General features: G+C 50.0%; 25 protein-coding genes and 1 riboswitch. Of the genes, 3 read left to right on the top strand and 22 right to left on the bottom strand.

What is annotated here, in order from left to right; genetic code table 11:
• Window positions 1-126: 126 nt before the first annotated feature.
• From QZT18_RS20030 to typA, 12 genes are all read right to left on the bottom strand, one after another.
• Window positions 127-1,404 (bottom strand): adenylosuccinate synthase, encoded by a 1,278-nt coding sequence (locus QZT18_RS20030; protein ID WP_294150787.1) that lies wholly within the window; start codon window positions 1,402-1,404, stop codon window positions 127-129.
• 145 nt (window positions 1,405-1,549) lie between these two features.
• Window positions 1,550-2,446, bottom strand: coding sequence for a LysR family transcriptional regulator (locus QZT18_RS20025; protein ID WP_294150786.1), 897 nt, complete (start codon window positions 2,444-2,446; stop codon window positions 1,550-1,552).
• A 300-nt stretch (window positions 2,447-2,746) separates the two neighbouring features.
• A complete protein-coding gene (gene purB, locus QZT18_RS20020; RefSeq protein WP_366925937.1) occupies window positions 2,747-4,180 on the bottom strand; it encodes an adenylosuccinate lyase in 1,434 nt (477 codons plus the stop codon).
• Window positions 4,181-4,275: 95 nt separating this feature from the next.
• Window positions 4,276-4,992 (bottom strand): phosphoribosylaminoimidazolesuccinocarboxamide synthase, encoded by a 717-nt coding sequence (gene purC / locus QZT18_RS20015; protein ID WP_125139965.1) that lies wholly within the window; start codon window positions 4,990-4,992, stop codon window positions 4,276-4,278.
• Window positions 4,993-5,116: 124 nt separating this feature from the next.
• Window positions 5,117-5,455: a hypothetical protein gene (locus QZT18_RS20010; protein WP_294150781.1), complete on the bottom strand. Its 339-nt coding sequence runs from the start codon at window positions 5,453-5,455 to the stop codon at window positions 5,117-5,119.
• Between the two features lie 182 nt (window positions 5,456-5,637).
• Window positions 5,638-6,912: an EAL domain-containing protein gene (locus QZT18_RS20005; protein WP_294150779.1), complete on the bottom strand. Its 1,275-nt coding sequence runs from the start codon at window positions 6,910-6,912 to the stop codon at window positions 5,638-5,640.
• 277 nt (window positions 6,913-7,189) lie between these two features.
• Window positions 7,190-7,510, bottom strand: coding sequence for a hypothetical protein (locus QZT18_RS20000; RefSeq protein WP_294150777.1), 321 nt, complete (start codon window positions 7,508-7,510; stop codon window positions 7,190-7,192).
• An 80-nt stretch (window positions 7,511-7,590) separates the two neighbouring features.
• Window positions 7,591-8,346 (bottom strand): 4-hydroxy-tetrahydrodipicolinate reductase, encoded by a 756-nt coding sequence (gene dapB, locus QZT18_RS19995; protein WP_294150775.1) that lies wholly within the window; start codon window positions 8,344-8,346, stop codon window positions 7,591-7,593.
• Window positions 8,347-8,370: 24 nt separating this feature from the next.
• The gene (gene dapA / locus QZT18_RS19990) at window positions 8,371-9,255 is read right to left on the bottom strand and encodes a 4-hydroxy-tetrahydrodipicolinate synthase (protein WP_294150772.1); all 885 of its coding nucleotides are present in this window, start codon (window positions 9,253-9,255) and stop codon (window positions 8,371-8,373) included.
• A 147-nt stretch (window positions 9,256-9,402) separates the two neighbouring features.
• Window positions 9,403-9,575: riboswitch (Lysine riboswitch) on the bottom strand.
• A 61-nt stretch (window positions 9,576-9,636) separates the two neighbouring features.
• Window positions 9,637-10,131: a cob(I)yrinic acid a,c-diamide adenosyltransferase gene (locus tag QZT18_RS19985; RefSeq protein WP_294150770.1), complete on the bottom strand. Its 495-nt coding sequence runs from the start codon at window positions 10,129-10,131 to the stop codon at window positions 9,637-9,639.
• Between the two features lie 89 nt (window positions 10,132-10,220).
• Window positions 10,221-10,853 (bottom strand): single-stranded DNA-binding protein, encoded by a 633-nt coding sequence (locus QZT18_RS19980; protein WP_125139959.1) that lies wholly within the window; start codon window positions 10,851-10,853, stop codon window positions 10,221-10,223.
• A gap of 392 nt (window positions 10,854-11,245) precedes the next feature.
• Entirely contained in the window at window positions 11,246-13,090 is a 1,845-nt protein-coding gene (typA, locus tag QZT18_RS19975; protein ID WP_294150768.1) for a translational GTPase TypA, read from the bottom strand.
• A 318-nt stretch (window positions 13,091-13,408) separates the two neighbouring features.
• Between typA and QZT18_RS19970 the strand changes: the two genes are divergently transcribed.
• Complete coding sequence (locus QZT18_RS19970; RefSeq protein ID WP_294150763.1) at window positions 13,409-13,747, top strand: hypothetical protein; 339 nt, start codon at window positions 13,409-13,411, stop codon at window positions 13,745-13,747.
• Between the two features lie 6 nt (window positions 13,748-13,753).
• On the opposite strand, the gene QZT18_RS19965 is transcribed toward QZT18_RS19970, so the two are convergent.
• Complete coding sequence (locus QZT18_RS19965) at window positions 13,754-14,404, bottom strand: YigZ family protein (RefSeq protein WP_294150761.1); 651 nt, start codon at window positions 14,402-14,404, stop codon at window positions 13,754-13,756.
• A 274-nt stretch (window positions 14,405-14,678) separates the two neighbouring features.
• On the opposite strand from QZT18_RS19965, the gene QZT18_RS19960 reads away from it, so the two are divergent.
• Window positions 14,679-17,399 carry a transglycosylase domain-containing protein gene (locus tag QZT18_RS19960; protein WP_294150759.1) on the top strand — a complete coding sequence of 907 codons (2,721 nt, stop codon included), beginning with the start codon at window positions 14,679-14,681 and terminating at the stop codon, window positions 17,397-17,399.
• A 73-nt stretch (window positions 17,400-17,472) separates the two neighbouring features.
• Here QZT18_RS19960 and bilS read toward each other — a convergent pair whose 3' ends face one another.
• Genes bilS through bilQ form a run of 3 tightly spaced genes read right to left on the bottom strand, consistent with a single transcriptional unit; the run spans window position 17,473 to window position 19,573 of the window.
• Window positions 17,473-18,036: a flavodoxin family protein BilS gene (bilS, locus tag QZT18_RS19955; protein ID WP_294150757.1), complete on the bottom strand. Its 564-nt coding sequence runs from the start codon at window positions 18,034-18,036 to the stop codon at window positions 17,473-17,475.
• A complete protein-coding gene (bilR, locus tag QZT18_RS19950) occupies window positions 18,033-19,154 on the bottom strand; it encodes a bilirubin reductase (RefSeq protein WP_294150755.1) in 1,122 nt (373 codons plus the stop codon). The genes bilS and bilR overlap by 4 nt, the downstream gene beginning before the upstream one ends.
• A complete protein-coding gene (gene bilQ / locus QZT18_RS19945) occupies window positions 19,142-19,573 on the bottom strand; it encodes a bilirubin utilization transcriptional regulator BilQ (protein ID WP_294150753.1) in 432 nt (143 codons plus the stop codon). Before bilQ ends, bilR begins: the two co-directional genes overlap by 13 nt.
• Before the next feature lie 54 nt (window positions 19,574-19,627).
• Here bilQ and QZT18_RS19940 point away from each other — a divergent pair, with 54 nt between their 5' ends.
• Window positions 19,628-19,849: a hypothetical protein gene (locus QZT18_RS19940; RefSeq protein ID WP_294150751.1), complete on the top strand. Its 222-nt coding sequence runs from the start codon at window positions 19,628-19,630 to the stop codon at window positions 19,847-19,849.
• A gap of 28 nt (window positions 19,850-19,877) precedes the next feature.
• Here the strand turns inward: QZT18_RS19940 and spoVAE are convergent, their stop codons facing one another.
• The 6 genes from spoVAE to QZT18_RS19910 form a co-directional block, all read right to left on the bottom strand.
• Window positions 19,878-20,234 (bottom strand): stage V sporulation protein AE, encoded by a 357-nt coding sequence (spoVAE, locus tag QZT18_RS19935; protein WP_125139951.1) that lies wholly within the window; start codon window positions 20,232-20,234, stop codon window positions 19,878-19,880.
• A gap of 43 nt (window positions 20,235-20,277) precedes the next feature.
• On the bottom strand, window positions 20,278-21,315 hold the full coding sequence (locus QZT18_RS19930) for a stage V sporulation protein AD (protein ID WP_294150748.1): 1,038 nt from the start codon (window positions 21,313-21,315) through the stop codon (window positions 20,278-20,280).
• 25 nt (window positions 21,316-21,340) lie between these two features.
• Window positions 21,341-21,787: a SpoVA/SpoVAEb family sporulation membrane protein gene (locus QZT18_RS19925; RefSeq protein WP_294150746.1), complete on the bottom strand. Its 447-nt coding sequence runs from the start codon at window positions 21,785-21,787 to the stop codon at window positions 21,341-21,343.
• A 65-nt stretch (window positions 21,788-21,852) separates the two neighbouring features.
• The gene (locus tag QZT18_RS19920; RefSeq protein WP_294150744.1) at window positions 21,853-22,305 is read right to left on the bottom strand and encodes a stage V sporulation protein AB; all 453 of its coding nucleotides are present in this window, start codon (window positions 22,303-22,305) and stop codon (window positions 21,853-21,855) included.
• On the bottom strand, window positions 22,295-22,921 hold the full coding sequence (locus QZT18_RS19915; RefSeq protein WP_227029432.1) for a stage V sporulation protein AA: 627 nt from the start codon (window positions 22,919-22,921) through the stop codon (window positions 22,295-22,297). Before QZT18_RS19915 ends, QZT18_RS19920 begins: the two co-directional genes overlap by 11 nt.
• Window positions 22,918-23,085, bottom strand: coding sequence for a hypothetical protein (locus QZT18_RS19910; protein ID WP_294150740.1), 168 nt, complete (start codon window positions 23,083-23,085; stop codon window positions 22,918-22,920). The genes QZT18_RS19915 and QZT18_RS19910 overlap by 4 nt, the downstream gene beginning before the upstream one ends.
• Window positions 23,086-23,325: the final 240 nt, after the last annotated feature.

Genomic DNA, 23,325 nt, shown 5'->3' with positions numbered 1-23,325 from the left:
CAAGCGTTTCCCGAAGGAACTTTTTCTGCCCGGATTCCCCACCCGCGACAACCTACGCCCCGGGACTGAAGACTCACAACCTCCCTCTCACCATCCCGCCCCCCGACCGTCCCGGCGGCGTTCTCACTACTTCACCCTTATAATCTCATTTCTTCCAGGTCCATTCGACACCATCGTAATCGGAACTCCGATTTCCTTCTGTATTTCCTCGATGTATGCGCGGCACTCTGCCGGAAGTTCACTGTATTCACGGATTCCCCTGATATCGCATTTCCAGCCCGGCATTTTTTTATAGACGGGTTTTGCTTTCTCCAGTTTATAGGTTACAGGGAAGTCTTTGACGATTTCTCCGTCTATCTCATAGCCGGTACAGATTGTGAGCTCGTCAAGGTAGCCGAGCACGTCTAATACGGTCAGGGCGGCTTCTGTTGTTCCCTGGATGCGGCAGCCGTATCTGCTGGCAACAGCGTCGAACCAGCCCACGCGTCTCGGACGGCCAGTTGTAGCGCCGAATTCTCCCTTGTCTCCGCCGCGGCGTCTCAGCTCGTCGGCTTCCTCACCGAAGATTTCGCTTACAAATGCTCCGCCGCCGACCGCGCTTGAGTATGCCTTTACGACCGTCGTGATATTTTTAATCTCATAGGGAGGAATGCCCGCTCCGATGGCGCCGTATGCCGCCAGGGTGGAGGAAGAGGTAACCATCGGGTAAATGCCGTGGTCCGGATCTTTTAATGAGCCTAACTGGCCTTCCAGCAGGATGTTCTTTCCTTCCCTGATTGCATGGTAGAGATAGGAAGATACGTCGCAGACATACGGCTCCACCATCTCTTTATATTTCATCATTTCTTCAAAAAGCTGTTCCGGATCAAGGAGCGGTTTGTGGTAAAGATGCTCAAGAAGCACGTTCTTTGTCTCGCAAACCCGGTAAATTTTCTCCTTCAGGCCCGCCGCGTCGAAAAGCTCGCTGACCTGGAAACCGATTTTTGCATATTTATCTGAATAAAACGGCGCAATACCGGATTTTGTGGAACCGAAGGACTTTCCTCCGAGACGCTCCTCCTCGTATTCGTCAAACTGAACATGGTAAGGCATCAGAATCTGGGCCCGGTCGGATACCAGGATTCTGGGTTTTGGCACGCCTTTTGAGACAAGGTCGTTGATCTCATTGACAAGATAGGGGATATTTAATGCCACACCGTTGCCGATGATGCTGGTTGTGTGATTGTAAAATACGCCGGACGGCAGCAGATGAAGGGCGAAACGGCCGTAATCGTTGATAATTGTGTGGCCCGCATTGCTTCCTCCCTGGAAACGGATGATGATATCCGACTCTTCGGCCAGCATATCCGTAATTTTACCCTTGCCCTCGTCTCCCCAGTTTGCTCCTACTATTGCTCTTACCATGAATATTTTCCTCCCAGGAATCGTTGTTGTCGTTTTTTATCAATCAGCCTGCGGCTGATCTTTAACCTGTTGTTTACATGCTTAGAATACACGAATTTTCTTCATAAGTAAAATCAATATTATTTATATTTGACATAACCCACGCTTATCTAAGTTCGGTCAAAAGTCTTGCCGCAGCCGGAGAAATATAAGATTTTTTCGATGTTACCAGGCAAAACTGCCTGTGAGGCATCTCCTCCCCGAATTCCAGCCTGAAAACTTCCCCAAGCTCAAGGGCCTCTTTCGCAAAATCGGACATCAGGCACCCGATTCCCAGGTTTCTTTTGGCAAACTGGACAATCATATCGCTGGTGGCCAACTCAAATTCCGGTTCCAGCGTTATTCCTTTCGCTTCCAGGAACAAATCCATAAACCGCCTGGTGCTTGTCTTCTTTTCGAGGAAGATGCATGGATAATCCAAAAGCTCACTGTATTTCAACCGGCGCCCCTGAAGCTCTTTCCCAAACTTCGGACCGGCAATAAAGATATTTTCCACCTCTTTTACGGGGATGCTTTCTACGCCCGGCCGCGCCTCAAACGGTGTGCTGACGATCCCGAAGTCAATTTTTCCCTCGTTTAAAAACTCCAATGTCTCGGGCGTCGGTCCATTTGACACGTTCACCTTAATCTTCGGATATCGTTCATGAAATTTTTCCAGATATGGCAGCAGATAGAACTGAAGGGTCATATCGCTGGCCCCGATCCGGATCTCTCCCGTATCCAGATCCTGTATCCTTTTCAGAGTATCTTCCCCATCATAGATTGATTCAATACCTCTTTTTATATAAGAATGGAGCACTTCTCCCTCTCTGGTGAGTTTCACGCCCTTTGACGTGCGCAGGAACAGGCTGCATCCGAGCGCCGCCTCCAGCTGGTGCACCGCCTGGCTAACGGCAGGCTGGGAAATACAGAGTTCCTCCGCGGCAGCCGTAATTCCTCCGCTTCTGCAAACATAATAAAATACTTTATAATACTCCAGATTGATTTTTCCGTGTTTATCCATGGCATGATTCCCTTCGGTATGTCTCTATCGGTATGTCTTTATCGATACGCCTTTATTTTTGACTATTACAGTGTATTCGATTCTTAGCCTTTCGTCAATCGTGGTTTCTTCGGCGTCCGGTCCGGCAATCATCACCGGCAGACAGCAACGAAAAAGCACACTTCGCGTAATTTTCATTGCCGCTCAACAACGAAAAGCACGCTTCGCGAACTTTTCATTGCCACCAATAAAAATGAGACTCCCCTCCCTGCACTTCCAGTGCGGGCGTAAAGGGAATCTCATTATAAAGTTAATCTCGGCTTACACGTTAATCTCGGCTTTCACGCCCAGTTCTTCTTTATTGGCATCCAGCACAGGCTGAATCACTTCCTCAAGGAATTCCTCCACCTGCTCTTTGGCGCGGCCCGTATACCTGGAAGGATCCATGGCCTGTTTCAGTTCGTCGATCGTCAGGTTGAACGCAGGATCGGCCGCGATCAGTTCCAGAAGGTTGTTGTCGAGGCCTTGTTCCTTTACGTTACGGCCTGCTTCCATGGAGAGCGTGCGGATCTTCTCATGCAGCTCCTGTCTGTCCCCGCCTGCCTTTACGGCATCCATCATGATGTTCTCCGTCGCCATGAACGGAAGCTCGGACATCAGGCGTTTCTCGATTACTTTCGGGTATACCACAAGTCCGTCCACCACATTCAGATAGAGATCCAGGATTCCGTCGATTGCCAGGAATCCCTCCGGAATGCTTAAGCGCTTATTGGCGGAGTCGTCCAGTGTTCTCTCGAACCACTGGGTGGAGGCAACCATCATCGGGTTCATCATATCGGCCATCACGTAGTTGGCCAGAGACGCCATACGCTCGCTTCTCATCGGGTTTCTCTTGTATGCCATCGCGGAGGAACCAATCTGGTTCTTCTCAAAAGGCTCTTCCACTTCCTTCAGATGCTGAAGAAGGCGGATGTCGTTGGAGAATTTGTGGGCGCTCTGTGCGATTCCGGCAAGGACGCTCATCACGCGGCTGTCGATTTTTCTCGAATAGGTCTGGCCCGATACCGGATAGCAGCCCTCGAATCCCATCTTCTCCGCAATCATCTGGTCCAGTTTTCTGCACTTTGCATGGTCGCCGTCGAACAGCTCCAGGAAGCTGGCCTGGGTTCCCGTCGTTCCCTTGGAACCTAAAAGGCGCAGGGAGTGGATGAGGTAATCGAGATCATCCAGATCCAGCTTCAGCTCCATCATCCAAAGTGTGGCTCTCTTGCCCACCGTCGTCGGCTGGGCCGGCTGGAAATGGGTAAATGCAAGCGTTGGCTGAGCCTTGTACCGCCCGGCAAACTTTGCCATCTCATCAAGTACGTTAATCAGCTTCTTCCGTACCAAAGAAAGAGCCTCGGCCATGATAATAATGTCCGTATTATCTCCCACATAACAGGAGGTCGCTCCGAGATGGATAATGCCTTTTGCCTTGGGACACTGAACGCCGTATGCGTATACATGGGACATGACATCGTGGCGCACCAGCTTCTCGCGCTCCTTTGCCACCTCAAAATTAATCTCGTCCTGATGTGCTTTTAATTCGTCGATCTGCTCCTGGGTAATTGAAAGGCCCAGCTCCTTCTCCGTCTCGGCAAGTGCGATCCAGAGTTTTCTCCAGGTCCTGAACTTTTTCTCCGGTGAGAAAATATACTGCATTTCTTTACTGGCATAACGCTCTGAAAGGGGGCTAACATATCTGTCGTACATGATTTTACCTCGATTTCTTTTTTCTGTAATAAGTTAAAAACCGGCTTCCACCATTCATTATAGCGGAAGCCGTAAGTTTTCTCAATCGTCAGCGGATATTACTTTCTGTCGGCAATTCCAAGACGTCTGAACACTTCATTGTATGCGTCCTCTACATTGCCCATATCGCGTCTGAAACGGTCTTTGTCAAGTTTTTCGTGGGTTTCTTTATCCCAGAGACGGCATGTATCAGGAGATACCTCATCAGCCAGGATAATCTGTCCATGGTAACGGCCGAATTCGATCTTGAAGTCGATTAATTCGATTCCAAGACTGCCGAAATAGCTGCGCATTACTTCATTTACCTTGAATGCATATTTTGTAATGGCATCAATCTCTTCCTCTGTAGCCAGTTCAAGGGACAGTGCATAGTATTTATTGATAAACGGATCGCCTAAGTCGTCGTTCTTGTAGCTGAATTCCAGGGTTGGGCACTTGAATTCGATTCCCTCTTCCATACCCATCTTCTTTGCAAAGCTGCCTGCGGAGAAGTTTCTGATGATAACCTCAAGCGGTACGATTTCAACCTTCTTTACAGCGGTCTCTCTGTCGCTCAGCTCTTCTACTAAATGGGTCGGTACGCCTTCGGCTTCAAGCAGCCTGAAAATATGATTTGTCATACGGTTGTTGATTGCGCCTTTGCCTACGATTGTTCCCTTTTTGAGTCCGTTGAATGCGGTTGCATCATCTTTATAATCTACAATTAAGATGTCCGGATCTTCCGTTGTGTAAACTTTCTTTGCTTTTCCTTCGTATAACAAATCTACTTTTTTCATCTGCATCCACCTGTCCTTTTTATTTATAAGTTATTAATATAAACGAGCTTTCTTTCAGTAGAAATTATAATACACTGTCTGGGTAAAATCAATAGCGTGTTTTATTAAAATAATTAATAAGCATTCAGGGGCGGTTATTATCAATCGTTTCCCCGCTTTTCTCCGTCCTCTCACGATAGAAAAGAATCTCACCGCTTTTTAAACGGATGGAGATACGGAATACGTCCATAACACCGTCCGTCTCCGCACTGCGTTCCAAAACGGCGCCCGTCTCCCGAAGCTCTTTTACCGTCAGGAACAAATCCCTGTAGGCTCCGATCATCATCAGATAAATCACGGCCGCAGACAGCACAAGCAGACCCGCCGCTCTCTTTCTGCGGTTTCTCCCGAGGCGGACTCTTTTGAAAAAACGTCTGAGACTCCTGCGCCTCTTCTTCCTGTCCACTTCACGGCGCCGTTCCATGCGGCCGTTCCTCAGCGAGCCGCGTCTTCGCCGCGTCTCCCAGCACGTTTGTCCTGTTTCTCTCTTACCATGTCCCGGCAACTGCATCGTCTCCTTTGCTGCTGCCTCTCCCTGTTTCCTTATGTCTCCTTTTCAACTATAGCGGATTTGCCCCCAATTGTAAAGAAGAAATGTGCAGGGTTTTAGACCTCTGCACATTCACCGTTTTTCACAAATTTTTCTTCGAATTCTTCCACCGGCATCGGTCTGTAGAACACGTAGCCCTGTATGTAATCGCAGTCCAGCTCCTTCAGAAATTCCACATATCCCCTGGTCTCAACACCCTCGGCAACCACCTTCATGTTAAGTTCCTTCGCCACCTCCACTATGTGGCGTATCAGGATTTTCTCCCTTGGGTCCGTCTCATTCTGGAACAGGGAACGGTCAATCTTCAGCGCGTCCAGCTCCGCGTTCGTGAGAACGCTGAAAGAGGAAAAGCCGCTTCCGAAGTCATCCAGGGAACAGCCGCACCCAAACTCCCTGATCTGTTCTACCACCCGGCTTACACGCTCCACCTGATTTAAGACGATGCTTTCCAAAAGTTCAAACTCTATGCATTCTTTCGGGCAGGGTACCTTGTCGTAAACCTGTTTGTAGTGATCCAGAAAATACCGGTAGTTAAACATATTGCTTGAAAGGTTTACACTAATTTTAATCTTCTTTCCGTAAAGCTCAATCCACTTGTTGATATTCCTGCAAACTTTCTCAAACAGATAGAGATCCAGCTCACTGATCAGCCCGTTTTTATCCAGTTCCGGCAGGAAATCACTGACCGGAATCATGCCGCGTTCGGGATCAATCCAGCGCACCAGAGCCTCTGCCTCACAGACTTCCCCCGTCTTCAGATTTACTTTGGGCTGCAGGTAGAGCTTAAAGTCACCGTTGTCCATAGCCGGCCGGATCATCCGTTCAAAATCATAGCTTTCCAGGTTCTTATCATAATAGGTCATTCCAAAGATTTCAAAATGAGAGTTCCGAAGGGGAACCTCCGGGCACTCGGCGCGGCATATATCCGCATTATACAGGGCCACATAAAAATCCACCGGCTCCTCTGACAGCAGATAGACTCCCATTCCCGTATATACTTTTCCCTTTTCCTCCGACCCCGGCATATCACGCACCCAGGCATTTAAATCAATGATATAGTGAAAGATATCGTCGTAATCCCTGGACATTTTAACAAGCAGGCAGAAGGAATCCACACCAAGTCTGGCCGCATGCTCGCCTTCCTTCACCCACCCCTGAAGAGAATGATATACCCTCTCTGCCAGTTCATCTCCCGCCTCTCTTCCGAAAAGACGGTTAAAAATACGGAACCGTTTAATTTTAAGGCTGATCAGGGCATATTCTTCGGGGGCTGTTCTGCAGATTTCTTCATAGCGTTCCCTGATCCACTGCTCATTTTTCATAACTGTCATGCTCTTTATCCTCTGTCCTGAATAATGAATACTCTGTAACTGTCGGTACCTCCCCGGACACCGCCGCGCAAAATGCTGCCTTCTGAACCGTTACAATACTCTTTCTTCATTCTATCATCAAACCGTCCGTTTAACAATGATAATCATTTTGGGGCAAAACTTCTTTTACACATTTGAAACACGCGGCGGCCTGCATATGCCTGAGAAAAAAGAAAAACAGCCCGGTCTGAAGGTTAAACCTTTCATGACCAGACTGCCTGTTCTTTTTTCGGTCGTTTTAATGACCCACTGAACTTTCCATTGTGGAGGAAACCGTGCCGTCGTCAACTGCATGCTCCACTCCGTTCTTTATGTCCTCTGCACCGTCTTTGATGTCGTCCGCAAGTCCGTCGAGCACACCGGTGCTCTCCCTTGCGTCAGTTCCGTTGGTTGGTCCGTTTGCGGTTCCGCCTTCCGTGCTTTCAGCGCTGATGGCAGACTGGGACTGTCTTGTGGATTCTGTGGCCTTCGTATTATTACGTCCGTCACCGCATCCTGATGCTAAAGCCATGACAAAAATTAACATAATGCCTAAAACGATCTGTCTAGATTTTTTCATAATAATATCTCCTTTCTACCACATAGTATGTACAGTGAAGAAAGGTTTTATTTTGGTAAAAATTGGACATTTCCGCGGCGTTATCCTATTACGTCCGCCATTGTATAAAGCCCCGGCTCTTTACCGGCCAGGAATTTGGCAGCCTGGACCGCCCCTTTGGCAAAGATCGCTTTTGAATACGCCGTATGTGAGAATGTCACCACTTCATCCCTGCCCGCGAAAATCACATCGTGTTCGCCGACGATAGAACCGCCGCGGACCGCCTGGATTCCAATCTCTTTCTTATCGCGTTTCACACGCTCGGCGGATCTGTCATACTTATAGTGGTATGCGTGATCCATAGCCTCGTTGATGGAGTCCGCCAGGGCAATGGCCGTGCCGCTCGGCGCGTCCACCTTCTGGTTATGGTGTTTTTCCACAATCTCCATGTCAAAGTCTGCCGCAGCCAGAACCTGGGCCGCTTCTTTGACCAGTTTTAAAAGCACGTTCACTCCCAGGGACATGTTGGCCGAACGGAGAACCGCCGTCTTTTCGGAAACCTCGGACACCCGTTTAATCTGCTCATCGGAAAGGCCGGTTGTGCATACTACCACAGGCATTCCCGTCTCAGCACACCAGTCGAGCATTGCGTCAGCCGCTTTTGCAATTGAAAAATCAATCACCACGTCGGCTTCCGCCGTACACTCCCGAAGCGACGGAAAGACCGGAAATGAATTGTTCTTATTATCTGCAATATCGATACCGGCTACAATGGTAATTTCTTCGTCGTTCTGGGCAATTCCTGCTATCACCTGTCCCATGGCTCCGTTGCAGCCATGCATAATCGCTCTTATCATTTATATGTACCTCCGGTTTAACGTTTAAAGAAGACCGTAATTTACCATTTCTCTTCTCAGTCTCTCTCTGTTCTGCGGCTCCATCTCCACGAGCGGCTTGCGGAACGGGCCGACTCCCTTGCCCATCATGTTCATCGCTTCTTTTACCGGAATCGGATTCACTTCACAGAAAAGCGCTTCGATCAGCGGGATTGCATCCAGCTGCATCCTGGAGCTCTTCTCCACTTCCCCTTTGAAATAAAGCTCGCACATGTCATGGACCTGACGTGGCGCCACATTGGATAATACGGAGATAACGCCCTTGCCTCCCAGGGAGAGAAGGGGAACGATCTGGTCGTCATTGCCTGAGTAGATGTCAACCCAGCCGTTCGACAGGCTTGCAATCTTTGCAATGGCGGAGAAATTGCCGCTTGCCTCTTTTACGCCGACGATGTTCTCAACATTCTTACACAGATCCACGATTGTCTCGGGATTAATGTTCACTCCCGTTCTTCCCGGAATATTATAAAGGAGGATTGGGATCTTAACCGCTTCCGCCACATCGGTGAAATGGATCCGGATGCCCTTCTGAGTGGACTTATTATAGTATGGAGATACGAGAAGAAGTCCGTCCGCTCCCGCTTCTTCCGCACATTTGGAAAGATAAACCGATGTGGCCGTACAGTTGGAGCCTGTGCCCGCGATTACCGGAATCCGGTTATTCACTATGTCACAGACAAATTTGATCTCCCTGATATGCTCATCATGGGTCAGCGTCGCCGCCTCTCCCGTTGTTCCGCAGACAATAATACTGTCGGTTCCACCCGCTATCTGCTCCTCCACCAGTTCTTCGAGCTTGGAATAATTGATCTCCCCGCTCTCCTTAAACGGCGTTACTAACGCAACTCCTGCACCTTCGAAAATTGACATTCTGATATCCTCCTTCAATCTGTATTCAGACTTCCTGGTTTATCCGGGATCCCCAAAAGCAATGACAAAAAATACGTTCTGCGAACTTTTCATTGCTAATCAGTAAAAATAAAGCTGGCACGTCGGCCAGCTCATAATGTACACAAATTATCCCGTAGCTCCCCATCGTTCCTGATGACAGTCATATGATTCTTCACCATATGCCCAGAACCGCACTCACAGTGGTACTGCTCTTCGGCGTCTTTCCCTTTCAACGGTCATCTACTGTGTCTGCCACATCCGGCCGCTTACTGATGATTGACGCAACCTCTACCTCAATATATTTGTTCCTATATTATCATTACTTTCTATTCTTGTCAACCGTGTGTCTGCTATTACGTCTCAGCAATCCACGTCGTTGTCAATGCGTGTAACCGTGTCCGCGTATCCGTACAACTCCGGCGGGCACACCTTTCCAGTCAGTATCAGGCTTGCGTTCTCTTCCCTGAGGGCAAGCACGCCCGTAAAGTCTTCCATTGTCATCAGACCCAAATCCAGGATACCGAGGAATTCATCCAGTATCAGCAAATCGCATTCACCGGTTGACAGGACTTTCCTTGCAAAATTGATGCCGTTGCAGATATTAATCCGCTCTTCCTGCTTCTGAGCTTCGTTCAGCGTGCAAAAATGGCAGCTCTGTTTTTCAAAACGGAACACCTTCATATCCGGTTCCAGCCGTTTAAGCCACTCTGACGTTTCAGGACTTAAGGCTCCTTTTAAGAACTGGATCATAATGACCCTTTTATTCTTTGTCATCGCTCCGATACCCTTGCCCAGAGCCATGGATGACTTGCCGTTCCCATCGCCGCAGATTATCTGAACAATTCCCTTATCCATATTCAGCACCTCTTTATATGTGTTTTACCGTTACTTTTACCAGGCCGACTTATTCTAGCACATTTTTACCGGTTTTGCAAGTATCTTACCTATTCCTGCTCCACACACTCCAGTTTGCTTACGGACACTTCATATGCCACTCTCTTCTCACAATCCACGTCGCTCAGCTTCTTCGTATACTCCCTGCTCTGCACACGGCCCCATACGCAGACCCTGCTGCCAACCTCAAATCCCGAAGCATATCTGGCATTTCTTCCCCACGCGATGCAGGGTATGTAATCTGATTTTCCGTAAGGGCGGTTGACGGCCAGAAGGAGGTCCGCAATTTCCCTGCCAAGCGGTGTTTTCCTGTAAATCGGCTCTTTACAGATATAGCCGTCCAGGAAAATCTGATTTGTTTTTGTATAATCCGTGAACTCTTCCAGGAAGTTTACCTCACGGACGAAAATGGAAAGCACCAGCCTGTTTTTAGTACCCTCATGGCGGTTATAGGAGCGAAACTGTCCGATGGCTTCCACCGTACAGCCCTGGTAATCCTTTGTTATATCCATAAGGCGTTCCGATATCATCAGAGGAATGATATCCACCTGATCACTCAGCCTGCTGACAGCCATATCAACTACATAGAAACCTTCCCCGAATACCTCATGGCTGAACTTGAATTCTGAAACCACTTCACCAATTACGCTTACCCTGTTGTTTTCAATCACTTTTTCTGACATAGTACTTCTCTCCTCTTTCTTTCCACTATATTTCTTTTCTATTCTTTTATCTTGCAATCCTCTGTTTAAAAACAGAGCTAATCCAATTGCTAATATTATGTTTATGCGGATATTTCTCTTTTAGAAGAAAAAGAAGAAGTAAAATTTCTACAGAAAAAGACAGCGGGGATGTCGAATCGGAGAGTAAAAAAACGTCTTGTTTGCAATATGATGCACCCTGTCGGATAAACGTGGTTTTTTTAAGAAATGCGCCGGTATACGACACCACAAAAAGACGCCCCGGGAGGCCGCAAAACGGACTTCCCTGAGCGTCTTTTCTGTTTTTAATAATTTATTTTTCACCGGTTCCGGCTTTATGCCTATACCAGTCTCCCGACCGGTTCCGGCCTCTTCTACTGGCCCTTGTCTTTTCTGCTGATTGCGGATCTCTTCCTCATGGTCGGATCCAGAATCTTTTTGCGGATTCTGAGGCTGGTAGGCGTTACCTCTAAAAGTTCATCGGTATCAATGAAATCAAGGCACTGCTCCAGGCTCATTTCCTTCGGAGTGGTCAGTCTTAACGCTTCGTCGGCGCTGGAAGAACGTGTGTTGGTCAGTTTCTTCGTCTTGCAGACATTCAGCTCGATATCCTCGGGTTTGGCACTCTGGCCGATGATCATTCCGGAATATACCTTTACGCCTGCGCCGATAAAGAGCGTTCCTCTCTCCTGGGCATTGTAAAGTCCGTAGGTGATGGACTCTCCGGCCTCAAATGCGATAAGGGAACCCTGCTTGCGGTAGTTTAATTCTCCCTTGAAAGGTCCGTATCCGTCAAAGCTGGTGTTCAGGATTCCGTTCCCCTTTGTGTCCGTCATAAATTCGCCGCGGTATCCGATCAGTCCTCTGGACGGGATGGCAAACTCAAGGCGTGTATATCCGCCTCCAATCGGGCTCATACCCTGAAGTTCTCCCTTCCTGCTGGTCAGTTTCTGGATTACCGCACCCGTGAATTCCTCCGGCACATCAATATAGGCAACCTCCATCGGCTCCAGCTTCCTGTTTCTCTCATCGTAATGGTAGAGAACCTCAGCCTTGCTGACGGCGAACTCAAAACCTTCTCTTCTCATATTCTCAATCAGAACGGACAGATGAAGCTCTCCTCTTCCGGATACTTTGAAGCAGTCCGGGGAATCCGTCTCCTCCACCCTGAGGCTGACGTCCGTGTTAAGCTCCCTGAACAGTCTTTCCCTGATATGGCGGGAGGTGATGTATTTGCCCTCCTGGCCTGCCAGCGGGCTGTCGTTTACCATAAAATCTATGGCAATGGTCGGCTCTGAAATCTTCTGGAACGGGATGGCATCCGGGTTCTCAGGGGAACAGATCGTATCTCCGATATGGATATCGGAAATACCGGAAATCGCAACGATGGAACCGATCTTCGCCTCCGTCACCTCAACCTTGTTCAGGCCTTCAAACTCATAGAGTTTTCCGATTTTTACCCTGCGGAATTTATCAGGCTCGTGATGGTTGACTATCACGCATTCCTGGTTTACTTTCAGGGTGCCGTTGTCAATCTTGCCGACACCGATTCTGCCTACGTATTCATTATAATCGATGGTGCTGATCAGCACCTGGGTCTCCGCCTCCGGATCTCCTTCCGGCGCCGGGATGTACTCAAGGATTGTCTCAAAAAGCGGGGACATATCCTCTTCCGGATCGTTTACGTCCTTCTTTGCAAATCCGGCTCTGGCCGATGCATAGATGAACGGACAGTCGAGCTGCTCGTCGGATGCGTCCAGATCCATGAACAGTTCCAGGATCTCATCCACAACATCATCCGGTCTTGCCTCCGGACGGTCAATTTTATTGATGCAGACAATAACCGGAAGATCCAGATCCAGTGCCTTTCTCAGAACGAATTTAGTCTGCGGCATGGCACCCTCGTAGGCATCCACCACCAGGACAACTCCGTTCACCATCTTTAACACACGCTCTACTTCGCCGCCGAAATCGGCGTGGCCTGGGGTATCGATGATATTGATCTTCGTGCCGTTATAGTTGACGGCCGTGTTCTTGGACAAAATCGTAATACCGCGCTCCCGCTCAATATCATTGGAGTCCATCACGCGGTCTACCATCTCCTGATTGGCGCGGAATATTCCGCTCTGTCTCAAAAGCTGGTCAACCAGTGTTGTTTTACCATGATCGACGTGTGCTATTATTGCAATGTTTCTGACATCTTCACGCTTTGTTTTCATATTCTAATCTATCTCTCTTTCCTGCCAAACAGTAACTGTGCTAATTTTACATATTTTTACACAGTTACTCATTGTAACATTAAATATAGAAGAGTTCAAGGGGAATCTGAACGTTTTTTTAACAAAAACACCATATTTATTAAGGTTATACCTGCATTCGACAGCTGCGGCTATGGTTTAAAGCCTGCGGGAAGCGGCAAAAGGCGCCTTTTCGCGCCGAACAACCCGGGCGTTTTTGCATTGCCATTCCGGCGGCTTTGCAATATAATTCAGTTATGGCAATTATGGCAAAAAAATCGTTCTTACAGGAGGCGGCATATGGGTCGTATCAATAACGAAAATAAGTGTTATCTTTTCATCATAGTATGTGAAATTGTTACGGCCGTCATCTATGCAGAGTGGATTGCCCCCGATCTGGCCGCCATGCATAATGATATGCAGGTCTTTATTCCCATGGCGCTGCTGTTTATCACCGCTCTCTGTTTCTTATCGGTGCTGCTCCTGTGCGGAGTGTATCTGCTGCGCAGCCGGCGAAAGAAAATAACGTATGAGTGGAACGGCCCCGTGACTCTTCTTTTAATTCTTGCAACCCTGATGCTCTGGGCTATGGTCCTTCTTATCATATCCGGCCATACGGACTGCTGTACGGGAGGGTGAGCCCATTTAGAAGATGACGGTCTCGCCCCCGGTTACCCCGAAGTACACCTTGTCGAGAAGCTCGATAAGGCATCGGCCTCCGGTTCCTTCCGTCAGCTTTTTCTTAAGTCCCTGCGCCTCGGAAAGCGGCGCCAGCGCGGTGAGAACCACCTTGTCGCTGTATTCGCTTCCCAGCACCGTAATGCCCTGTTCCGCAAGGATATACTGTATTTTCCCAAGATCGCTGTAATCTGTCTTAAGTTCCAGTTTCTCAGCCAGTTTCTTCTCCAGGATCACGCAGTTTTTAAGCCCTTCCTGGACCGCTCCGGAGTAGGCCCGCACCAGGCCGCCCGTCCCCAGGAGTGTTCCGCCGAAATACCGCGTTACGACGGCGCAGACGTTATGGATCTCCTCCCCCAGAAACACGTCGAGCATCGGCCTTCCCGCCGTCTGGGCAGGTTCCCCGTCGTCGCTGCACCTGGAAATCTCAAAGTTCTCCCCCACCGTAAAAGCGGAGCAGTTGTGGATCGCGTCCCAATATTTTTTCTTCATTTCCGCTATGAAGGAGACGGCCTCGTCCTCGGATTCCACCGGGCGGATTGTGGCAATAAAACGTGACTTTTTCTCCACAACCTCACCCTCTCCTCCCTTATAAAGGATTCTGTAATTTTCTTTCATCTGTTTCCTCCTGCATCCCGTCTTTTCATTCCGGAAACCGGTCTTTTCCGCTCGGAAATATCGCAATTCCGCGCTTTTCCCCTCACTTCCCCGTCGTTAAAGCGCTACGGTCCACTCCGTACCCGGTAACGCGCTTTGCGATGCATGGAATACTGTCTGTGAACTGTAACGTAAAAGCCTCTCTATTCATAATAACGTAAAAAAAATTTCATGACAATAGTATTTATTTATCAGGTAACTTTTGCTATAATGATAGCTTATAAAGGAGGCTCCTATGAATTATGGCAGAAAATCAACTAAACGAAGAATAAAGGCAGCCAGCTCCCGGAAGAAAAAATATACAAATAAGGTATTCTTATCTTTTTTTAAAACGGTTTTTGTCCTGTTTCTCTTCATCACCGCGGCGGGAATCAGCACAGGGATCGGTATGCTGAAAGGTATCATCGACAGTTCACCGGACTTTAATCCGGACAGCTTCGCACCCAGCGGTTATTTTTCCACTATTTATAACGCGAACGGCGAGGTAACCGATACGCTGATAGGCACCGATTCCAACCGTATTGAAGCTACCTATGACGAGTTGCCCCAGGATCTCATCGACGCCTTTGTGGCAATCGAGGACTCCCGTTTCTGGCAGCACAACGGAATCGACCTCCGCTCCATCACCAGGGCCGCAGTCGGCGTCCTGACCCACAATTACAGCGGCGGCGCCAGCACCCTGACTCAGCAGCTCATCAAGAACACCGTGTTTAACGGCGGTATGGAGACCAGTGACGGAGCAAAGATTGAGCGAAAGATACAGGAACAGTATCTGGCCTTACAGCTCACAAAGAATGTAGACCGGAAAATTATTCTTACCAACTACTTAAACACGATCAACCTCGGAAAGAATACGCTCGGCGTCAAGGCCGCGGCCCTGCGGTATTTTAATAAGGATGTCTCGGAGCTGACACTGTCCGAATGCGCCGTTATCGCAGGCATCACGAAGAACCCGGCCCGTTTGAATCCGGTATCCGGCCCCGAGGACAACGCGGAGCGCAGGGAGGTCATCCTCCAGGAGATGTACAACCAGGGATATATTACAAAAGAAGAACAGGAGGAGGCTCTGGCCGACGACGTTTATTCCCGTATCCAGAACGTGGATCTCGCAATCAAGGAGAATACCACCCCTTACTCCTATTATACGGACGAGCTCATTGAGCAGGTGACGGAAGCCCTGAAAGAGGAGTTCGGCTATACGAACACCCAGGCCTACAATCTGCTGTACAGCGGCGGACTCCAGATTGAAACTCCCCAGGATCCGGCCATACAGGCCATCGTGGACGAGGAAATCAACAATCCAGAAAACTACGACGCAGCCCGTCTTTCCGTGGAATACCGTCTCTCCGTCACACATACGGACGGGACGACGGAGCACTTCTCCCAGGAGACGATGAAGACCTATTTCCGTCAGGTCAAGGGACAGACAAGCTATGAAGGCCTGTTTGACAGCGAGGCCGAGATACAGGCGGCAATCGATGAATACAAGGCGTATCTGCTGAAGGAAGGCGATCAGGTGATCGGGGAATCCTCCCATATCACGCTTCAGCCTCAGGCATCCTTTGTCCTGATCGAGCAGTCCACCGGCTATGTCAAGGCAATCAGCGGCGGACGCGGCGAGAAGACGGCCAACCGTACCTTAAACAGAGCCACCAACACGCCGAGGCAGCCGGGATCGACCTTTAAGGTCATCACATCCTTTGCACCGGCCATCGACACCTGCGGAGCGACGCTTGCCTCCGTATACTACGATGCCCCTTATACGGTAGGCACCAAAACATTCAGGAACTGGTGGGGAAGCGACTACAAGGGTTACCACTCCATCCGTGACGGTATCATTTATTCTATGAACATTATCGCCCTGCGGTGCATGGCTGAGACGGTAACGCCCCAGCTCGGCGTGGAATATGCGGAGAAGCTCGGCATTACGACTCTCGTCTCCTCTGATCTGAACCTGTCGACCGCCCTCGGCGGTATTACAAAGGGTGTTACAAACCTGGAACTGACCAATGCGTTTGCTTCCATTGCCAACAACGGCACCTATACAAAACCGATATTCTTTACAAGGATTCTGGACCGCAACGGCAAGGTCCTGATTGAAAATGTACCTGAGACAAGACAGGTGTTAAAAGACTCCACCGCCTTCCTGCTGACCGATGCGATGACGGATGTTATGCAGAGCAATGTCCTCTATTCAAGACCCGGAGCCGGCGTCAATGCAACCGGAACCGCGGCTGCCGTCCCGGGCATGACGACTGCCGGAAAGAGCGGAACTACAACGGATAATAAAGATATCTGGTTTGTCGGCTATTCCCCTTACTATACCGCAGGTATCTGGGGCGGATGCGACAACAACCAGAAACTGAAGGATTCACGCGGCAACATAAACGGCGGCACCAGCTTTACGAAGCGTATCTGGCGCAAGATTATGACCAGGGTCCACGACGGACTCTCCGATCCCGGCTTCCCGGTGCCCGACAGTATTGAGACGGCCCAGGTGTGCAGGAAATCAGGCAAGCTGGCCGTATCCGGTGTCTGCAGCAGCGACCCGAGGGGCAATGCCGTTTACACCGAGTATTTCGCCAAGGGAACCGTCCCGACCGAGGCCTGTGACCACCATGTGAGAGTCACGGTCTGCACGGCGTCAGGCGGACGTCCTACCGCATTCTGTCCGGAGGACCAGCAGGAGGCGCGCACCTTTATGGCCGTTCCGGCGGATGAGGGCATCACCGACGACTCCTACTACGCAATGCCGGATTACTGTACCGTACATAACGGCTCTTCCACAATTATCGATCCTTCGGGAGCGGAGGGAAGCGACATCCCGTACGGCCCCGGCTATGTTCCGGAAACTACGGCCCCAAACTCACGGGCGGCCAATGAATATTATACTTACCCGCATTCCTCCGGAGACGGCAATACTATTCCGATCGTCCCGGCGGGACCCAACGGTTAAAGGCGGCATAGAATCAGCCCGGGCCGTGAAAGACAAAGGTTTATATCTGTCTTTCACGGCCCGGGCCATTTTTTTATCTGGTTCCGATAATTTCCTCCAGAAAATACCCGAATGCGGTGAAGTCTTCCTGTCCCGGATGGGATAAGGCCGCATGGTAATTTTCTATCATCCGCCTGGCCCTGCTATCTCCGGGATCGGCCTCCAGCATGGCCTGGTAGCGTTCCAGCACGGTGGAAGCCATCCTGCCCTGGCACATGAAATACGCGGCCGGATTCACGGTTTCGGACAGTTCCTGAGTGATGTTGTGGATCACTCTGTCATAATATGTCCGGTCGGAGCCAAAACCGGCCGTGCCGAAGAGAATCAGCTTTCCCGGAACCGGAACCCTTTCTCCCAGCATCTTTAGAAAGGCAAGGGCATCGGCGTCCGCATTCCCCTTGTCGGTCCAGAAACCAACGCAGAGAATATCGGCACGTTCCGCACTTTTCCCGCTCTTTTGTCCTTCCTGCAAAGCGGTCTGCGCGTCCCCGTAAAAGAGACAATTCCCCTCCCCTGTATTCCTGAATACTTCCAGCGCCTGATCCGCCAGCATCTTTGTGTTTCCCGTCCTGCTGCTGTATACAATTGCATATTTCATCTTTTTTCCTCCTGTCTTCCGTCGTAAATACAATGAACTCCCCTGTGTTCCATCATTCCTCCCAGACATTCCCTGTTACACCGGACGCAGGTTCTTATTTTCTCCCGGTTCTCTCCCGCCGTCTTTGCCGGCCACTGCGGATCGGCGATCAACTGGCGGCTCATTGCGGCATAATCGATTCTGGATTTTTGAAGCTGTTCTTCTATAAAGTCCGGACTGGTCAGTCCGCCAACCCCGCAGACCGGAAGGGCGGTATATTTCCTCACCTCGTCGCAGTATTTCAGGAAACAGCCTTCCTCTGAAAAATACGGATGGGATTTCGGCGGTATCGTATCCGACAGCGAAGTGTGATCCGCCAGGGCTACATGATAGCAGTCCACACCGGCTGCCTGAAGAAGCGGCAGAAAGACCGGCAGTTCTTCCAGCAGGATTCCCGCATTGCCGTAGTGGGGATTCTCCTGGCGCACAGCCAGCTTATACTCAATGGGCATATCCGGAAGCGCCCGTCTCACGGCCGCAACGGCCTCAGATGCGAATCTGGCGCGGTTTTCGGCAGAACCGCCGTAACTGTCCGTCCTGCAGTTAAAAATGGCGGAACTGAAGCTGCCGCACATTCTGTCGCCGTGAATCTGTATCATGTCAAAACCGGCCTTTTCAGCCAGTCTTGCCGCCTCCGAAAAGGATGACGTGATCTCCTTCACCCTTTTTTCGGGGATTTTACTGACATATGGGCCGGTTCTCTCATTCATCAGGGTCCTCAGCCGGTCGGGCGTAATTTTCTTCGTCAGGACTCCCGGTATATAGCGGAGCATTCCCTTTAAGTCGGAATCCGACACATGAAGCTGGGCGCAGGCCTTTGCCCCGTTTTTATGTATGGTGTCGGTCACCCTGCCGTAGAATTCATATCCCTTCCTGCTGTACAGCGACTTTTCAAACAGGCTGTGCCTCAGGACGGGAACATCCCCGATTGTCAGCATCGCCGCGCCTCCCGCGGCTATCCGCCCCATCCGTTCCAGATACTCCTCCTCTTTCAGCCCCATCGTAGTCGGAGCAAATACAATCCTGTTTTTGAGCGTCAGGCCGCGGATTGTGAATGGGGAATTGATTATTTCGTACATCCCGTTCCCTCCTCTGCTCCCTTTATCTTTTTAAACATGGCAAAAAGCTGCTCTTTTTCATTCTCGTCCAGGGCGGACAGCACCTTTTCATCCCACTCTTTAAAGAGTGAGTGGGCCTTTTCAAAGGTCTGCTCCCCTTTCTCCGTAAGCGTCAAAAGAACCATCCTCCTGTCCTTCTCATGGCGTCTGCGCTCAATAAAACCGTCCTGCAGAAGCTTCTCCACCGATCTGGCCGCATAACCTTCATCCGAGCGGACGGCCGCCGCCATCTCCCGCTGTGAACAGCCCGGTTTCTTTCCGATGTAAATTAAAAAATATAAGAGTCCCAGGGATATCCCCTCCTTCTGAAGTTCTCCTTTACAGAATGATGTAAAATCTTCCCTGAAAACCGAAGTGTAATAGGCAAATGTCTGGTACATGATATCCTCCGTCTAATTTATTTGATAATGTCAAGTATATCAGAATATATGATTTTGTCAAGTATTATTTATCTGTTCCCAAAACTCGGTGTTACCGTACAGAGAGCAGCAGGTCCCGGCGTTTGCTGCGGGCGTCCCCACGGCAACGCAGCAAACGCCGACAAGAGGACAGACCGCGACGGTGTGATGCGGACATTCAAAGAGAGACAGACCGCAGCGCCGTCTGTGCCGCAGCACATGGGCTTTTCTGAGTTCTGTCTCTCCATCCGTTTCTAACCGGCTCCCTGCCGTGACCCGTCTTTTTTTAATCCTTCAGCTTGGGCTTAAAAATCAGGGACGCAAAATACCCGAAGATCAGCGCCCCGGATATTCCTGCGGAGCCTGCCGTAAAACCGCCCTTGAACAGACCCAGCAGGCCATCCTTGCCGATCGCTTCGCTGACGCCCTTCCAAAGGCTGTTTCCAAAGCCCAGGAGCGGTATTGTGGCTCCCGCCCCGGCCCACTCGGCAAACGGCTCGTAAATTCCAATCCAGCCCAGAATAGAACCTGTCACTACGAGCAGCACCATAATACGGCCCGGCAGAAGTTTTGTTTTATCCATCAGAATCTGCACCGCCGCGCAAATCAGTCCGCCCACGATAAACGCCTTTACATAATCCATAAGTTTATTCCTCCATTCCGGTTCTTCTCCCCGGATCCGACATTCAGCCCCCGATGTGCTCCAAAATCACCCCATGGGCGATTCCCGGGACATTCTGCCCCTCGTTGAAGCTGATCTGGGAAAGAAGGGCTCCGGTAGGCACAAAGAGCACCCGCTTCCACTCTCCGCTCCTGATCTTCGGCAGGATATAACCGCACAGCGTCACGGCTGAACAGCCGCAGCCGCTTCCGCCCGAATGGGTATCCTGAGTGGCCGAATCAAAGATTGTCATACCGCAGTCCATGTGGATTCCCTTCACATCGTACCCGGCCTGATCCATGAAATCAAACAGGATATTCTGTCCGACGGCCCCCAGGTCTCCGGTGATAATTCTGTCGTAATAGTTCTGATCCACATTAAAATCGCGGAAGTTCTGCAGGATTGTGTCAACCGCCGCCATCGCCATGGCCGCTCCCATATTCATGGAATCCCTTGACTGCATATCCACAATCTTTCCCGTCGTGGCTCCCGCTATTTTGGCATACGCCTTTTCCTGCGCCGCAGGGCTTCCCTTTCCGTCCTTTCCTATGACGACGGAACCGCAGCCCGTGACGGTCCAGGTCGTGGAAAACGGCCTCTGGTTGCCGTAGGCGAGCGGAAAGCGGAATTGACGCTCAGCGGATGCAAAGTGACTGGATGCCAGCGACATGACGCGGTCGGCATAGCCTGCATTCACGATCATGGACCCCAGCATCATCGCCTCACCCATGGTTGAGCAGGCGCCGTAGAGGCCGAACATCGGAATTCCAAGATCCTGGACACCAAAGGAGGTGGCCACAATCTGGCCTAACAGATCGCCGGCAAAAAGATATCGGATATCACTTTCGCGAAGCCCCGATTTTTCCAGGCATTTGAGGGCGGTCTGCCTCTGGAATTCACTCTCCGCCGCCTCCCAGTTATCCTGTCCGTACATGGGATCCGGCTCTATCCTGTCAAAACAGGTGCCAAGCGGCCCATCGCCTTCCTTTTCTCCCACGATTGAAGCCGCTCCCAGTATCACCGGCTGGTTTTCGTATTTTACACTGGCTTTTCCTTTCTGCATCTCAACTGCTCCTTTCCCTTTACTTTTAAATCCCAAAGCCGAATATCATGCTGATAACTCCAAGCGCCCAGGAAACCAGTACGCCGTAGAGGATGACGGGGCCCGCAATTGTAAATATCTTGCAGCCCACTCCAAAGACCTGTCCCTCCGCCTTGTACTCGATTGCCGGAGCCGCTACTGAGTTGGCAAATCCGGTGATGGGAACAAGCGCTCCGGCTCCGCCGAACTTTGCGATTTTCTGGAATATGTTTAAGCCCGTCAGGATGACGCTTAATAATATTAGAATGAGCAGCGTCCATGCTGCGGCAGCATCTTTCTCCAGTCCGTTTTCTTTAAAAAGGTTCAGAAGAATCTGCCCTATCGTACAGATAGCGCCTCCCGTTACAAACGCCGTCAGCACGTTTTTAAAGGTGCTGTGAACGGGTGTTATCTGTTTTACGTAATCACCATATTGTTTTTTATCTACTTCCATCTGTTATGCCTCCTGTCTTATCTGTTCACTTTTTCCCGCCGTACCGTGCCGCTTTGTTCCGAGGCTTACTTCCCCATGCCTCCGAGAAAATACACGAGGCAGCCGAAGAGTTTTCCAAGGGCAACGGACAGGATCACGTACTGCAGCCCGACGGCCAGCCTGATCCTCCTGCTGATTACAGGCAGCGCCTTCAGCGTCTCCGCCAGGGACATTACAAGACATCCGACAAAGATGCCGCTTCCAAGCCCGAAAATTCCCAGCACGAGATGTCCGAGCAGAGGTATTCCCAGCCCTCTGGCTCCAAACAGCATCGGAAACTCAAAAATATCCAGCACGTTGCCGAACACACCGCCGATAATAATTATCGTTTCATAAAGCAGGATATGCCTGCTTGTTCCCGTCTTCCCGATCACACGCGGAAACACTCCGATGATGGCCAAAAAAGCAAAAACGCCGGCCGCTATGACGCCGCCGGCGCAAAGACCGATAAAAGCCAGAAGAGACTGTCTAAGAAACATCTACGCCAGACTCCTTTCTTCCGTCATTCTGAATCAGGGTTTTATTGATATTATCCTCGTAAAGACGCATCTCCACCTCCAGCGGCGTCGGATCCGTATTCAGCTTGATTTTTGCAAAATGGTTAAAGAAAACGACGATGCCAAGTGCCAGGCCGACCGAGTAAGAAGTCTCCAAAATCGTAAGCCCGTCCGACTCTTTTCCCATGACGAGGCGATATAATTCCTTGAACACATCCAACACGCTTGCGTCGTTATTAAACGTCATAATTGCAAAAGCCGCTCCCGAAAAACATACGAGGCAGACAAAAATCGTTTTGAGCCACTGCCATGTATACATCGGTTTTTTAGACGGCTGGTAATCGATAATAAAATCAGTTTCCCCTACACTGTTCACTTCCGCTTCCGGAACGTTCTCCGAAATCTTCTGGACAACATCCACAATACTCCCCATATACCGCTTTTCCTGATCGGAATGGATCGTCTGCACCTTCACCGCTTTGCACCGGCTGGCCGTGCTCTTATCACTGCAGTAGACCTCTGCAATATCGCTCAGAAAAATATCCTTCTTATGGACCTGGGTAATCTGGCTGAGTTTTACATATACTGTCTGTGTCATGCCGCCATCTCCATTTCTTCCCGTATCTCAATATTCTTAACAAAAGTCCCGTCAATATGGGAAGAATTTCGGCCAACAGTCAGAAGGCAATACCACACTACCGCCACAATGGCGACCATACAGCAAAGCAATATAATAATCCCTGTTTTTTTCCTAAGATTCATGTCACTTCACATCCTTTTCCTATGAACTGTTTACGGATAGTATGGTTCAAACAGAAATTTTTATTCCTGTCGGAATCAAAAATTTCTGTTCAATAATTTATAAACAAGTGGGGGGAAATTTGAGAAATGAGAACGCCGCCGGGACGGCCGGGGGGCGGGATGGTGAGAGGGAGGGGATGAGTCTTCAGTCCCGGGCTGTAGGTTGTCGCGGGTGGGGAATCCGGGCAGAAAAAGTTCCTG

This window comes from uncultured Clostridium sp., assembly GCF_900547735.1.
GTDB lineage: Bacteria > Bacillota > Clostridia > Lachnospirales > Lachnospiraceae > Otoolea.
Note: the sequence above shows the minus strand (reverse complement) of the source record. Positions and strands in the feature narration are given on the sequence as shown.

Bases quoted from the DNA above. Each gene is read 5' to 3' on its own strand.
- QZT18_RS20030 (WP_294150787.1), bottom strand. From the start codon at position 1,404: ATGGTAAGAGCAATAGTAGGAGCAAACTGGGGAGACGAGGGCAAGGGT.
- bilS (WP_294150757.1), bottom strand. From the start codon at position 18,036: ATGAAATATGCAATTGTATACAGCAGCAGGACGGGAAACACAAAGATG.
- QZT18_RS19910 (WP_294150740.1), bottom strand. From the start codon at position 23,085: ATGAATCTTAGGAAAAAAACAGGGATTATTATATTGCTTTGCTGTATG.
- purC (WP_125139965.1), bottom strand. From the start codon at position 4,992: ATGAAAAAAGTAGATTTGTTATACGAAGGAAAAGCAAAGAAAGTTTAC.
- QZT18_RS19985 (WP_294150770.1), bottom strand. From the start codon at position 10,131: ATGGATAAGGGAATTGTTCAGATAATCTGCGGCGATGGGAACGGCAAG.
- bilR (WP_294150755.1), bottom strand. From the start codon at position 19,154: ATGTACGAAATAATCAATTCCCCATTCACAATCCGCGGCCTGACGCTC.
- QZT18_RS20010 (WP_294150781.1), bottom strand. From the start codon at position 5,455: ATGGAACGGCGCCGTGAAGTGGACAGGAAGAAGAGGCGCAGGAGTCTC.
- QZT18_RS19930 (WP_294150748.1), bottom strand. From the start codon at position 21,315: ATGCAGAAAGGAAAAGCCAGTGTAAAATACGAAAACCAGCCGGTGATA.
- QZT18_RS19960 (WP_294150759.1), top strand. From the start codon at position 14,679: ATGAATTATGGCAGAAAATCAACTAAACGAAGAATAAAGGCAGCCAGC.
- QZT18_RS20025 (WP_294150786.1), bottom strand. From the start codon at position 2,446: ATGGATAAACACGGAAAAATCAATCTGGAGTATTATAAAGTATTTTAT.
- QZT18_RS19915 (WP_227029432.1), bottom strand. From the start codon at position 22,921: ATGACACAGACAGTATATGTAAAACTCAGCCAGATTACCCAGGTCCAT.
- dapB (WP_294150775.1), bottom strand. From the start codon at position 8,346: ATGATAAGAGCGATTATGCATGGCTGCAACGGAGCCATGGGACAGGTG.
- QZT18_RS20005 (WP_294150779.1), bottom strand. From the start codon at position 6,912: ATGACAGTTATGAAAAATGAGCAGTGGATCAGGGAACGCTATGAAGAA.
- bilQ (WP_294150753.1), bottom strand. From the start codon at position 19,573: ATGTACCAGACATTTGCCTATTACACTTCGGTTTTCAGGGAAGATTTT.
- spoVAE (WP_125139951.1), bottom strand. From the start codon at position 20,234: ATGGATTATGTAAAGGCGTTTATCGTGGGCGGACTGATTTGCGCGGCG.
- QZT18_RS19970 (WP_294150763.1), top strand. From the start codon at position 13,409: ATGGGTCGTATCAATAACGAAAATAAGTGTTATCTTTTCATCATAGTA.
- typA (WP_294150768.1), bottom strand. From the start codon at position 13,090: ATGAAAACAAAGCGTGAAGATGTCAGAAACATTGCAATAATAGCACAC.
- QZT18_RS20000 (WP_294150777.1), bottom strand. From the start codon at position 7,510: ATGAAAAAATCTAGACAGATCGTTTTAGGCATTATGTTAATTTTTGTC.
- QZT18_RS19925 (WP_294150746.1), bottom strand. From the start codon at position 21,787: ATGGAAGTAGATAAAAAACAATATGGTGATTACGTAAAACAGATAACA.
- QZT18_RS19965 (WP_294150761.1), bottom strand. From the start codon at position 14,404: ATGAAAGAAAATTACAGAATCCTTTATAAGGGAGGAGAGGGTGAGGTT.
- QZT18_RS19980 (WP_125139959.1), bottom strand. From the start codon at position 10,853: ATGTCAGAAAAAGTGATTGAAAACAACAGGGTAAGCGTAATTGGTGAA.
- dapA (WP_294150772.1), bottom strand. From the start codon at position 9,255: ATGTCAATTTTCGAAGGTGCAGGAGTTGCGTTAGTAACGCCGTTTAAG.
- QZT18_RS19920 (WP_294150744.1), bottom strand. From the start codon at position 22,305: ATGTTTCTTAGACAGTCTCTTCTGGCTTTTATCGGTCTTTGCGCCGGC.